Here is a 12,705-nt window from a genome sequence, read left to right as displayed (position 1 = left end):
AGCGGATGCTGCGAGCCCGGGCAACGGCTCACCCCCGGACGTCCGCGACATGCTTCCCGATGCTTCGGAGTCAGCCGAGCGCGGCGAGCCAGCGATAGGCCTGCTGCTCCCATTCGCCGTAGCGGTCGGGGTACGCGGAGATCTGCACGGCCTGCGCGGCATCGGTGAACGAGAGGCTCTCCCAGCCGGGGATGTCGAGCAGCCCTCGGGTCGCCGTGCCGTTGGGGTCGGCGGCGCCGCCGTAGAAGGCCGCGATCGATCGCGCGGGGTCCCGGACCTGGTCGGGAGTTCCCCAGCCGGTGCTCGGACGCTGCTGGAAGAGGCCGAGCGAGTCGCGGTCGCCCCAGTCGAGGTTGCGGATCCACGACTCGACCATCGCCGTCGCGAGGGCGATCGCGATCCCGCGGTCGGGGACGCCGCGCTCTCGGCCGACCTGGATGATGAGCCGGGCGTTCGCGATCTGCTCCGCGTCGAGACCCAGGTCGGGGAGCGCCGCGGTCTGGACGGCGGGCGTGGCCGCGGCTCCGGGGATCACCAGTTCCTGTCCCGGGTAGATGATCGAGGCGCGGTCGAGCCCGTTCGCGGCGAGCAGCGCATCGAGGCCCAGGCCGTGAGCGCTCGCGATCGCCGAGAGGGTGTCGCCGGCGGCGACGGTGTGGGCCGTGCCGGCGATCGGGGTCGCGGGCGCTGCGGCCGCGGGGGCCGGGGCCGCGCCGACGGATGCCGGGATGATGAGCGTCTGCCCGGGGAAGATGACGGCGCCGTCGTCGAGCCCGTTCGCCGCGAGCAGCGCGCCGACGCCGATGCCGTGCGTCCGAGCGATCGACCAGGGCGTGTCGCCGGCGGAGACGGTGTGGATGCTTCCCGCGGGTGCGTTCTGCGTGGCGGGCGCCACCGCTGGGGCCGCGGGGCCGGAGGAGTCCGGGCTGAGCCGAATGCGGTCACCGGGGCGGATGACGGACGACCAGTCCAGGCCGTTCCACGCGAGGAGGTCGACCGTGCGGAGCCCGTAGGCGGACGCGATCCGGCTGATGGTGTCGCCGAGGACCACGGTGTGCTCAGCCGGTCGAGCGGAGAGCGGACGCGCCGCGCCGGCGGCCGCGGGAGCGGCCCGGAACGAGGCACCGGGAGCCGCATCCCGATGCGCGGTGTCGGTCATCGGCGCCGCGGCGGCGGGCTGCGCCGTCAGGCTCAGGGCGATGGACCCGACGACGGCGGGCGCGACGGCGCCGCGCAGGCGGGGTCGCGGACGGTGCGGGGGAGAGATCGAGTCGCGGCGCACGGAGGGTCCCTTCTCGGAGGTCTCCGAAACGCTGACATGCCGCTGTGAGAGGTGTCAACCGAAGTGACCGCTGTGACTGGTGTGAAAGCGACCGAAGAGACGCCCCGTGGCTCCGGTGGGAGGTGACATAGTGAAGGGGTGAGCACTCCCGATTACCCCGTCGTTCCCCTGTCCTGGCTGACGCTGCCCGAGGTGGTCGACCTGACGGGCGAGACGCTCAGCCGCGTCCGTCGTCTCCTGGATGAGAATCACCTCATCGGGTCGCGTCGCGACGGCACGCTCCGCATTCCCGAGGCGTTCTTCCTCGACGGCGCGCCGCTCTCGTCGCTTCGCGGCACCATCACCGTGCTGCACGACGCCGGATTCTCGGATGACGAGGCGATCGATTGGCTGTTCGCCACCGAGGACTCGATCGGCGCGGCACCCATCGCCGCGCTGCGAGCCGGACGCAAGAGCGAGGTGCGCAGGGTCGCCCAGACCCTTGCCTGAGCCCGTCGGGGCGGTCGCCGCTCCGACGCGCGGGTCAGGCGGACCGACGGATCGCCGCGTCGGCGATCTCGCGGAGCGCGGCGGCCTCGGGCTCCCCGATCGGAGCGTTCTCCAGCGCGGTATCGGCCGCGGCGGAGAGCCGATCGATCTCGCTCTCGAGACGCCGGATCGCTCCGCTGTCCTCGATGACCTTCTGCAGGCGCGCGATGGTCGCCTCATCGAGCGTCCGGTCGCCGAGCGCCGCGTCGAGATCCGCCCGACCCTCGTCGTCCATCGCTTCGCGGGCGTACGCGATGAGAACGGTCCGCTTGCCCTCGCGGAGATCATCGCCCGAGGGCTTTCCCGTCACCGCGGCGTCGCCGAAGACTCCGAGCACGTCGTCGCGCAGCTGGAAGGCGAGCCCGACGGCATGACCGAAATCGGCGAGGGCTTCGCGTTGCGGCGGGGTGGCGCCACCGAGCGCCGCGCCGATCAGCAGCGGCTGCTGCACGCTGTACCGGGCCGACTTGTATGACGCCACGCGCAGAGCGCGGGCGGCGTGGTCGGCGTCGGGCGCCGTGGCCCAGGCCGCTTCCTCGGCGACGTCCAGGTACTGTCCGACGGTGACGTCGCGGCGCATGGTCGCGTACTGGCGGCGTACGTCAGACGCGTTCGGGTGCCCGTCGATGGCGTCCTCGAGGAGGTCATCGCTCCAGGCGATCAGCAGATCGCCGAGCAGGATCGCGGCAGCGCGCCCGAAGGCGTCGGCGTCACCCTGCCACTGGGAACGTCGGTGCGCGTCCTCGAGAGCCCGGTGAGCGGCGGGTCGCCCGCGCCGTGTGTCGGAGTTGTCCACGAGATCGTCGTGCACCAATGCGGCGGCGTGAAAGATCTCCAGGGACGCGGCGACGCCCGCGATGTCGGCGTGGGCGGCGGAGGCGCCGGCTGCCGCGTGACCGGCCGCGAGGAAGCGGGCGCGCAGTCGCTTGCCGCCGGCGACGGTGGCGAGGGCGCGGTCGACGAAATCGGCCGCTTCGGCCCCGAGATCGACGACCTCGGCCCGCCGATCCGACGCGAAGCTTTCCAGTCGCTGGGAAACGGTCGAGATCGGGTCGGTGGAGCTCGTCACAGGCCTAGCCTAGTTCTCATCAGCGCGCGTAGAATCGGGCGCACCGGTACCCGAACAGAGGGGGATGCATGCCACTGTCAGAACAGGAGCAGCGGCTGCTCGACGAGATGGAACGCCATCTCATGCGCAATGAAGCAGACGTCGTCAGTGCTCCGCGCGAAGGCCAGTCCCTCAGCTACCGCAACATCGTCTACGGCGCGGTCCTCGTCCTCCTCGGCCTCGGTGGACTGATCGCCGGCGTCTCGAGCAGCATCATCGCGATCGGTGTCGTCGCCTTCCTCGTGATGGTCGGCGGCGTCGTCCTGGCGCTGACGCCCTCTCGCAACGGGACCGCGAGCCGCCCCACTGCCACGACCGGCACGCGAAAGCCCGCTGCTCGGTCGTCGAGTTTCATGGATCGCATGAACGACCGATGGGATCGTCGCAACGGCGAACGCTGACGCATCCCGCTTCACCTTCAGAGCACCGACCTCCGGGTCGGTGCTCTTTTTTGTGCCCTGGGGGGAGGAACGGGCGGCGTTGCCATAGTGAAGTGGAGGAAAGTGGAGTAAAGTGGTGCGCACCGACGGGCCGGGAGGGGGTGGTGGAGCACCATGCTTCTCGGCACGCACACCCCCAAGCTCGACGAGAAGGGCCGCGTCATCCTCCCCGCCAAATTCCGCGACGACCTCGGCCCCGGTGTCGTCGTGACGCGCGGTCAGGAGCGGTGTCTCTACGTGTTCAGCACCGTGGAGTTCGAGCGCGTGTACGAGCGCATCCGTGAAGCACCCCTGACGAACAAGCAGGCCCGCGACTTCCAGCGCATGTTCCTGTCCGGCGCGAGCGCGGAGAAGCCCGACAGCCAGAACCGCATCACCGTGCCGCCGCACCTGCGCACCTACGCCGGACTGGGGCGCGAACTGGTGATGACCGGTGTCGGCGCACACGCCGAGATCTGGGATGCCGACGCCTGGAACGCCTACGCCGCCGGCAACGAAGACGCCTACTCCGACATGGAGCAGGAGGTGATCCCCGGACTCTTCTGACCCGTGGCCGTGATCCTCAGCCGCTGGCCCTGACGCACTTCCCCGGTGTCAGGTCGCAGCGGAGGGGGATCAGGGCTCCGGGGGCCGTCCCACCACGATCATGACGAACGACGACATCCACACCCCCGTCCTGCTCGACCGCTGCGTCGAGCTCCTCGCCCCTGCCCTGCAGCACGAGGGCGCCGTCGTCGTCGACGCCACCGAAGGCATGGGCGGGCACTCCGAAGCGCTCCTCGAGAGGTTCCCCGGTGTGCGGCTGGTCGGGCTCGACCGCGACACCGACGCGCTCCGCATCGCGGGGGAGCGCCTCGCCCGATTCGGCGACCGTGTCGACCTCGTGCACACGGTGTACGACGGCATCCGCGAGGCGCTCGACTCCCTCGGCATCCGCCGCGTCGACGGCATCCTGTTCGACCTGGGCGTGTCTTCGCTCCAGCTCGACGAGGCGGACCGCGGATTCGCGTATGCGCAGGACGCGCCCCTCGACATGCGGATGGATCAGACCGCCGGCACGACCGCAGCCGAGATCCTCGCGACCTACAGCGAGGGCAACCTGCGCCGCATCTTCGAGCGCTACGGCGAGGAGAAGCTCGCCGGCCGATACGCGCGAGCGATCATCGAGGCCCGCGGCCGTGCTCCGCTCACCCGATCCGGCGAGCTCGTCGACGTGCTCATCGCCGCGACCCCGGTCGCCGTGCAGCGCGATCGCGCGGGGCACCCCGCCAAGCGGGTGTTCCAGGCGCTGCGCATCGAGGTGAACGCCGAGCTGGCCGTGCTCGAGCGCGCGCTGCCCGCCGCGCTCGACGCGCTGGCCGTCGGCGGACGCATCGTCGTGATGTCCTACCAGTCGCTCGAGGACCGCGCGGTCAAGCGCGTGCTGGCCGAGGCGTCGTCCTCGACCGCGCCCAGCGGTCTGCCGGTCGAGCTCCCCGAGCACGCGCCGCGGTTCCGGCTGCTGGTCCGGGGTGCGGAGCTGGCATCCGAGGAAGAACGTGAACGCAATCCCCGCGCGACGCCCGTCCGGCTGCGCGCGGCGGAACGGATGAGGGAGGCCTCGTGACCGCCGACAACACCGCCCGCATCCCGTCTCCGCTCGGCGACGACTTCTTCGCGAGCGTCCCCGGCCGGCTCCCTCGCGAGGGAGAGCGCGAGCGCCAGCGCGATCTGCGCCTGGTCACCGGTGCTGCGCGCCGCCGCCGCCCCCGCATGCTCTACGGCATCATCGCGGTGTCGGGTGCCGTTCTCATCGGTGCGGTCCAGATGGGGCTGTCGATCCTCACCACGCAGACCTCGTACGAGATCTCGGCGCTCTCGCAGCAGCAGCGTCAGCTCACCTGGCAGAAGCAGATCATCCAGGATGACCTCGCCGGGCTCGCCTCGCCCCAGTACCTCGCGGCGAACGCGACGGCGCTGGGTATGGTCATCGCCGAATCGCCGAGCTACCTGCGACTGAGCGACGGCGCCGTGCTGGGTTCGGCGAGTGCGGCCGGATCGCACTCGAACGTCGACGCCCTCGGTCGGGCCGCCGTGGCGAACTCGCTCGTCGCCGGGGTTCCGCTGGTGACCGACCCCGCCGCGAGCCTCGAGAGCGGCACGAGCACGGATGAGCTGGTGGGCGCCGATCGTGCGACACCCCCGCCCATCGCAGACGGATTGCCCGCCCCGAGCACACACTGAGAACCATGACGACACGAGCCACCCGCAGTCCGCGCCGCCGTACGGTCGTCGCACTCCTCGTCGTCCTGATCGTCGTCGTCTCGTTCATCGTCCGGCTCGTCGACATCCAGGTCGTGAATGCCGACGAGCACGAGGCGGACGCCCGCAACCTCGCGATGGAGGCCGGGACCGACCTGTTCGGCACGCGCGGCGACATCACCGACGCCAACGGTGCGACGTTGGCCACGACGACCTCCGTCTACGACGCGAAGATCGACCCGAAGCTGGCGGTCGAGGGGATCAAGCGCAAGAACGACGACGGCCAGACCGTGACGGTCACCTGGCCCGAGCTGGCAGCCGAGATCGCCGCTGTCACCGGGCAGGATGCCGCTGAGGTCGAGAGCATCGTCACGACCGCCGTCGCCGCCGACCCCGACTCGCGCTTCGCCTACCTCGAGCGGGGGATCTCCACTGAGCAGTATCGTGCCCTGGCCGACCTCAAGCTGCCCTTCGTCGGTTTCGACCAGCACCCGCACCGCACCTACCCCGACGGTGCCGTCGCGGGCAACGTCATCGGCTTCGTCGGATCGGACGAGACGCCCCTCGAGGGGATGGAAGCTCTCCAGAACTCGTGTCTGCAGAGCAGCGACGGAAAGATCCGCTACATGCGCGGTCTCGACGGCGTCGTCATCCCCGGCACCGAGGTCGAGGACCCGGCACCGGTCAACGGCGGGACGCTGCAGCTCACGATCGATCGCGACCTGCAGTGGTACATGCAGCAGCTGATCGCCGAGCAGACCCAGAACCTCGGGGCCGAGAGCGGATCGATCCTCGTCGTCGAGGTCGCGACCGGCAAGATCCGCGCCGCCGCCGAGTATCCCAGCGTCGATCTCAACGACATCGCTGCATCCGATCCCGCCGACCGGGGCAGCCGCCTCTTCCGCGACTCGTACGAGCCGGGCTCGACGTTCAAGCCCGTCACAGCGGCGACCGCGATCGAGGCAGCCGGGCTGACACCGCTCTCCACCGCATGGTCGCCCGACCGGATGGAGTTCCCCAACGGCGCCGTCGTCAACGACTCGGAGCACCACGAGGCCCAGAACCTGACGCTCACCGGAGGACTCGTCACCTCGTCGAACGTCGCTCTGTCGCAGTTCGGCTCGCAGGTCGACCCGGAGACCCGGCTCGAGTACCTCAAGAAGTTCGGTGTCGGTGAGGGAACGGCGCTCAACTGGTCGGGGGAGCCGAAGGGCACCTACATCCCTGCCGACCAGTGGGACAACCAGACCTATTACACGACGACGTTCGGCCAGGCGTTCACCGTCACGGCTCCGCAGGTGGCATCGGTCTACCAGACGATCGCCAACGGCGGCGTGCGTGAGCCGCTGAGCCTCGTCGAGTCCTGCACGGCGTCCGACGGCACGGTCACCAAGCCCGATCTGCCGGAGCCGGTACGTGTCATCAAGGAGAGCACCGCGACCCAGGTCAGCGAGATGCTCGAGAACGTCTTCGCTCAGGGCACGCTCGCCGATGACATCGCGATCCCCGGATACCGCATGGCGGGCAAGACCGGCACCGCGCAGAAGGTCGACCCGAACACCGGTGCGTACAAGGACAACCTGTATTACACGTCGCTGGTCGGCTACGCACCCGCCGACGATCCGAAGTATGTTGTCCTGACGGCATTCGACGAGCCGAAGACCCTGCGTCTGTCGGCAGCCAACCGGCCGGCGTTCCAGAAGGCCATGACCCAGGTGCTCAAGCACTACCGGATCATGCCGTCCGACTCGCAGACGCCACTGCTCCCCGTGACCCAGTGATGCGCGTGAGCGCGTCCGAGGATTGAACATGATCTCCCTTCCGTTGTCCGATATCGCTCGAGTGCTCTCCGGCACCCTCCACCTCGCCGGGGGCGACTCTCCCGCCACCCGCGTCGGGGGAACGGTCGACACGGACTCGCGGAACATCGGTCCGGGAGATGTCTTCGTGGCCAAGCCGGGTGAGGCGACCGACGGCCACCTCTTCGTGCCCGCGGCCGCCGAGGCCGGAGCCGCGCTCGCGATCGTCGAGCACCCGGTCGACGCCGAGATCACGCAGATCGTCGTCGCCGACGCCGTGACGGCGCTGGCCGACCTCGCGCGCGAGGTCGTCGGACGCGTGCGGTCGACGGGTGATCTCCGCGTCGTGGGCATCACCGGTTCCAACGGCAAGACGACGACGAAGAACCTCCTCGCTCGCATCCTCGAGGGGGAGGGGCCGACGGTCGCGCCGCGGGCATCGTTCAACAACTCCGTCGGTGCGCCGTTGACCATGCTCCGTGTCGCGGACGACACGCGCTACCTCGTCAGCGAATTCGGCGCGGACGGCTCGGGTCAGATCGCGCGTCTCGCGGGCCTGGTGACCCCCGATGTCGGGGTGGTGCTCATGGTCGGGATGGCCCACGCCGGCGGCTTCGGCGGCGTCGAGGCGACCCTCAAGGCCAAGACCGAGCTGGTCGAGGCGGTCCGCCCCGGCGGCGTGGCCGTCCTCAACGCCGACGACGCGCGCGTCGCGACGATGGCAGCGGTGGCCGAGGCGCGCGGTGTGCGCGTCCGCTGGTTCGGACGGGGCGCCGCAGCCGAGGTGCGGGCGGACGATGTCGAGGTGGACGCGTCGGGGACGACCTGCGTCGTCGCCGTCGGAGATCAGCGGATGCCGTTGCGGCTGCGGGTGCTCGGCGAGCATCACGTCATGAACGCGTTGGCCGCGATCACCGCGGCTCTCGAGCTCGGGGTCGCGCTCGAAGACGCCATCGCGCGGCTCGAGACGGTCGAGCTCGCAGAGCGCTGGCGGATGCAGCCGCTCGGGTCGGAGTCCGTGCGCATCATCAACGACGCCTACAACGCGAGCCCCGACTCGATGGCCGCAGCGCTGCGGACCCTCGCGCAGATCACGCAGCCCGGCGAGCGCAAGGTGGCCGTGCTCGGTGCGATGAGCGAGCTCGGAGAGTTCGCCGGTGACGAGCATGATCGCGTCGGCCTCCAGGCCGTCCGCCTCCGCATCGAGCGGATCGTCGTCGTCGGCGCCGAGGCGCGACGCCTGTACCTCGCTGCGATCGGCGAGGGGTCATGGGACGGCGAGGCGGTGTTCTTCGCGGACGCCGACGCCGCCTACGACTACCTGATCGAGGAGCTCCGCGCGGGCGACCGCGTGCTGGTGAAGTCGTCGAACTCCGCCGGACTGCGGCACCTCGGTGATCGTCTGGGAGAATTCTTCTCGTGAGATCCCTGCTGACGGCCGCGACGATCTCGCTCGCGTTCACACTCTTCCTGACCCCCCTGTTCATCCGGCTCTTCGAGAAGCTCGGGTGGGGTCAGGTCATCCGCACGCCCGACGACGCGACCAACCCGAGCCACCACGCCAAGCGCGGGACGCCCACGATGGGCGGCATCATCTTCATCATCGGCACGATCGTCGGCTACCTCGTCGGCACGCTGACCGGTGGCGCGCCGCCGTCGATGTCGGGTCTGCTCGTCATCTGGATGATGGTCGGGCTGGGAATCGTCGGGTTCATCGACGATTACATGAAGGTCCGATCGCAGCGGAGCCTCGGGCTCTCCGGGTGGCGGAAGGTCGCCGGGCAGGTGATCGTGGCCGTCTCGTTCGGCATCCTCGCCCTGCTCGTGCCCAACGACGGAGGCGAGCCGGTCGGACGGCCCTTCATCTCGCTTTTCCGCGACATCGACTGGCTGTCGTTCATGGCGCTGGGCGGTGTCGCCGGCTGGCTCCTGTATCTCGCGTGGATCTCCTTCCAAGCCGTCGCGTGGTCCAACGCCACCAACCTGACCGACGGTCTCGACGGGCTCGCGACCGGCGCGGGCATCTTCACGGTGTCGGCGTACAGCCTCGTGACCTTCTGGCAGTTCCAGCAGCGGTGCGCGAGCGGCGCCCTCGTGCCGGCGTACGAGGCCGCGTGCTACACGACGAACGACCCGATGGACCTCACGATCATCTCGGCGTCCTTCGTGGGCGCACTCGTCGGGTTCCTCTGGTGGAACGCGCCGAAGGCCAAGATCTTCATGGGCGACGTCGGATCGATGGCGATCGGCGGCGTCATCGTCGCCATGGCCGTGCTCTCGCGCACCGAGCTGCTCGCGGTCATCATCGCCGGCGTGTTCATCATCGCCCCGGGTTCGGTGATCCTCCAGCGGTACTACTTCAAGGCGACCGGCGGTAAGCGTCTCTTCCTCATGAGCCCCTTCCACCACCATCTCGAGATGCGCGGGTGGCCCGAGGTGACGATCGTCGTGCGGATGTGGATCATCGCCGGGATGCTCGCCGTCGGCGGCGTCGGTCTCTTCTACGTGGCCTGGCTGGCGGCGGTATGACCGCGCGCCTGCACGACCTGACGAGCTGGAACGCCGACTGGCGCGGCCTCCGCGTCGTCGTCCTCGGACTCTCGGTCACGGGTTTCTCGGTGGCCGACACCCTCGCCGAGCTCGGCGCGGACGTCCTCGTGGCGACGGAGGGAGCGGATGCCGAGTACGCGCGGCTCCTGCCGGTGATCGGCGTCGCGCTGCATGACGGCTCGCTGCAGAGCGTCCCCGACGCGGTGGCCGATCACGCCCCCGACGTCGTCGTCGCCTCGCCCGGGTTCCCGCCGCATCACCCCGTCATCCGATGGGCGCGCGAGAGCGGCATCGCCGTGTGGGGCGACATCGAGCTGGCATGGCGCGTGCGCGACAAGGTCGTCCGCCCCGACGGGCGCCCGGCCGACTGGGTGCTCATCACGGGCACGAACGGCAAGACGACCACGACGCAACTCACGGCCGCGATGCTCGCCGCCGGGGGACTGCGTGCCGCGCCCTGCGGCAACATCGGCGTGCCGGTGCTTGACGCCGTCCGCGATCCGGGTGGATTCGACGTCCTGGTCGTCGAGGTGTCGAGTCATCAGCTCTGGTATCTGGGACTGGCCGAAGGCCCCGATCGGCTCTCGCCGCACGCGAGCGTCTGCCTGAATCTGGCGGACGACCACCTCGAGTGGCACGGCTCGTTCGCCGCCTATCGCGACGCCAAGGCCGTGGTGTACGAGAACACCCGCGTCGCGTGCGTCTACAACAAGGCGGATGTCGCCACGCGCGAGATGGTCGAGGAGGCCGAGGTCGTCGAGGGCTGCCGCGCCATCGGCTTCGACCTGGGCGTGCCCGGCCCGAGCGACCTCGGCGTCGTCGACGGCATCCTCGTCGATCGCGCCTTCCACGAGGACCGGCGCGCTTCGGCTCTCGAGCTGACGACGGTCGCCGAGCTCGCGGCGCGAGACCTCGCCGCTCCGCACATCGTCGCGAACATCCTGGCCGCGGCCGCGCTCGCACGATCCCTGGACGTCGAGCCGGCCGCCATCCGCGCCGCCGTCCTGGCGTTCCGCCTCGATCCCCACCGGATCGAAGTCGTCGCCCGAGTGGCGGGCGTGACCTGGGTCGACGACTCCAAGGCGACCAACCCGCACGCTGCGGCGTCGTCGCTCGCCGCCTTCCCGGGTGCGATCTGGGTCGTGGGCGGGCTCCTCAAGGGGGTCGACATCTCCGCGCTCGTCGCGGGACGCGGCGCCGCGACCAAGGCGGCCATCGTCATCGGCGAGGACCGCACGGCCGTTCTGGCGGCGTTCGCGCGACACGCCCCCGCGGTTCCGGTGATCGAGGTCGAGGCGACTCAGACTGAGGAGGTCATGGCACGGGTCGTCGAACTGGCGGCCGAGGTCGCGGGTGACGGGGACGTCGTCCTCCTCGCTCCCGCAGCCGCCTCGTTCGATCAGTTCGCCTCCTACGCAGACCGCGGTCGCCGCTTCGCGGACGCCGTGCGCGAACGGATCGGAAGGGGAGACGGTGACCACGACGCCGAGCCGCCCGACGCCACCACCGACCAACCTCGCTGACGACGGCCCGGCGCGCAGCGGATTCGCCGCGCGGGTGTCGCTGGGGCGCGTCTTCGCCCCGGTGCCCAGCGAGTTCCTGCTGCTCGCGTCGACCGCGCTCATCCTGACGGGCTTCGGTCTCGTGATGGTCCTCTCGGCCACGATGGCGACGGCGAACGCGAGCCCGTTCGAGACGGTGCTCAAGCAGGCGGTGTTCGCGCTCCTCGGCATCCCGCTCATGTTCATCGCGGGCCGGATGCCGCTGCAGTTCTGGAAGCGCATCGCGTGGCCGGCGCTCGGCCTCGGCATCGCGCTGCAGCTGCTCGTCTTCGTCCCGGGCCTCGGTGTCCACAACGACGGGAACACGAACTGGATCTCCCTGTTCGGGTTCCAGGCGCAGCCGTCGGAGTTCCTCAAGCTCGCGCTCGCGATCTGGCTGGGGTTCGTGCTCTACCGCAAGCAGACGCTCCTGTCGAAGTGGCAGCACGTGTTCATCCCGGTGGTGCCCGTGGGCACGCTGGTGATCGGCACCGTCATGGGCGGACACGACCTGGGGACGGCGATGATCCTCATGTCGATCCTGCTGGGGTGCCTCTTCTTCTCCGGCGTGAAGCTGCGGCTGTTCGTGATCCCCGTGATCCTGGTCGTGGTCGCCGCCGCCGTCTTCGCCGTGACGAGCCCCAACCGCATGGCTCGCATCATGAGCTTCCTCAACGTCGACTCGACCGACTGCTACTTCGCCGACGCGGGCTCGTGCTACCAGCCGCTCCACGGCGTCTGGGCGCTCGCGAGCGGCGGGATCTTCGGGCTCGGCCTGGGCAACTCCCGCGAGAAGTACCAGTGGCTGCCGGCCGCGGCGAACGACTACATCTTCGCGATCGTCGGCGAGGAGCTCGGGCTCATCGGCTGCGCCGTCGTGCTCGGCCTGTTCGCCCTCTACGCCGTCGGGGCCTTCCACATCATCCGAAAGACCAACGATCCGTTCGTGCGCATCGTCGCGGGCGGCATCACGATCTGGATCGTGGGCCAGGCGCTCATCAACATCGGCGTCGTGCTGCGCGTCTTCCCGGTCCTCGGCGTCCCGCTGCCGTTCATGTCTCAGGGCGGCACCTCGCTCGTCTCGGGGCTTCTCGCCACGGGAGTCCTGCTGTCGTTCGCACGCACGCTGCCGGTGCGCACGCCCGCGCTCGACGTGGCCTCGGGGGCGCGACCCGTGCGGCCGGCGCCCGCTCGGGCCGGCTCCGCCCGCCGGTAG

The 12,705-nt window shown here is 70.1% G+C and carries 12 protein-coding genes; 10 read left to right on the top strand and 2 right to left on the bottom strand.

Annotation, left to right across the window (positions count from 1 at the left end):
- Nucleotides 1-70: 70 nt before the first annotated feature.
- Nucleotides 71-1,282 (bottom strand): muramidase family protein, encoded by a 1,212-nt coding sequence (locus CI089_RS12980; protein WP_256977975.1) that lies wholly within the window; start codon nt 1,280-1,282, stop codon nt 71-73.
- A gap of 138 nt (nt 1,283-1,420) precedes the next feature.
- Here CI089_RS12980 and CI089_RS12975 point away from each other — a divergent pair, with 138 nt between their 5' ends.
- Nucleotides 1,421-1,771 carry an Rv2175c family DNA-binding protein gene (locus CI089_RS12975; protein ID WP_094261910.1) on the top strand — a complete coding sequence of 117 codons (351 nt, stop codon included), beginning with the start codon at nt 1,421-1,423 and terminating at the stop codon, nt 1,769-1,771.
- 34 nt (nt 1,772-1,805) lie between these two features.
- Here the strand turns inward: CI089_RS12975 and CI089_RS12970 are convergent, their stop codons facing one another.
- A complete protein-coding gene (locus CI089_RS12970) occupies nt 1,806-2,879 on the bottom strand; it encodes a polyprenyl synthetase family protein (protein WP_094261909.1) in 1,074 nt (357 codons plus the stop codon).
- 68 nt (nt 2,880-2,947) lie between these two features.
- Between CI089_RS12970 and CI089_RS12965 the strand changes: the two genes are divergently transcribed.
- The 9 genes from CI089_RS12965 (at nt 2,948) to ftsW (ending at nt 12,705) form a co-directional block, all read left to right on the top strand.
- The gene (locus CI089_RS12965; protein WP_023951571.1) at nt 2,948-3,319 is read left to right on the top strand and encodes a DUF3040 domain-containing protein; all 372 of its coding nucleotides are present in this window, start codon (nt 2,948-2,950) and stop codon (nt 3,317-3,319) included.
- A gap of 153 nt (nt 3,320-3,472) precedes the next feature.
- Complete coding sequence (mraZ, locus tag CI089_RS12960; protein WP_023951570.1) at nt 3,473-3,904, top strand: division/cell wall cluster transcriptional repressor MraZ; 432 nt, start codon at nt 3,473-3,475, stop codon at nt 3,902-3,904.
- 100 nt (nt 3,905-4,004) lie between these two features.
- A complete protein-coding gene (rsmH, locus tag CI089_RS12955; protein ID WP_094261908.1) occupies nt 4,005-4,964 on the top strand; it encodes a 16S rRNA (cytosine(1402)-N(4))-methyltransferase RsmH in 960 nt (319 codons plus the stop codon).
- Complete coding sequence (locus CI089_RS12950) at nt 4,961-5,581, top strand: hypothetical protein (RefSeq protein WP_094261907.1); 621 nt, start codon at nt 4,961-4,963, stop codon at nt 5,579-5,581. Before rsmH ends, CI089_RS12950 begins: the two co-directional genes overlap by 4 nt.
- 5 nt (nt 5,582-5,586) lie before the next feature.
- A complete protein-coding gene (locus tag CI089_RS12945) occupies nt 5,587-7,380 on the top strand; it encodes a peptidoglycan D,D-transpeptidase FtsI family protein (protein WP_094261906.1) in 1,794 nt (597 codons plus the stop codon).
- A 28-nt stretch (nt 7,381-7,408) separates the two neighbouring features.
- Nucleotides 7,409-8,821: a UDP-N-acetylmuramoyl-tripeptide--D-alanyl-D-alanine ligase gene (locus CI089_RS12940; RefSeq protein WP_094261905.1), complete on the top strand. Its 1,413-nt coding sequence runs from the start codon at nt 7,409-7,411 to the stop codon at nt 8,819-8,821.
- The gene (mraY, locus tag CI089_RS12935) at nt 8,818-9,927 is read left to right on the top strand and encodes a phospho-N-acetylmuramoyl-pentapeptide-transferase (RefSeq protein WP_094261904.1); all 1,110 of its coding nucleotides are present in this window, start codon (nt 8,818-8,820) and stop codon (nt 9,925-9,927) included. Before CI089_RS12940 ends, mraY begins: the two co-directional genes overlap by 4 nt.
- A complete protein-coding gene (murD, locus tag CI089_RS12930) occupies nt 9,924-11,471 on the top strand; it encodes a UDP-N-acetylmuramoyl-L-alanine--D-glutamate ligase (RefSeq protein ID WP_094261903.1) in 1,548 nt (515 codons plus the stop codon). Before mraY ends, murD begins: the two co-directional genes overlap by 4 nt.
- Nucleotides 11,422-12,705, top strand: a complete 1,284-nt coding sequence (ftsW, locus tag CI089_RS12925) for a putative lipid II flippase FtsW (RefSeq protein WP_094261902.1) — start codon at nt 11,422-11,424, stop codon at nt 12,703-12,705. Before murD ends, ftsW begins: the two co-directional genes overlap by 50 nt.

The sequence above is a fragment of the Microbacterium sp. Yaish 1 genome (assembly GCF_002245215.1).
GTDB lineage: Bacteria > Actinomycetota > Actinomycetes > Actinomycetales > Microbacteriaceae > Microbacterium.
The sequence above is the reverse complement of the archived record's forward strand: the minus strand, read 5'-3'. Positions and strand labels throughout refer to the sequence as shown.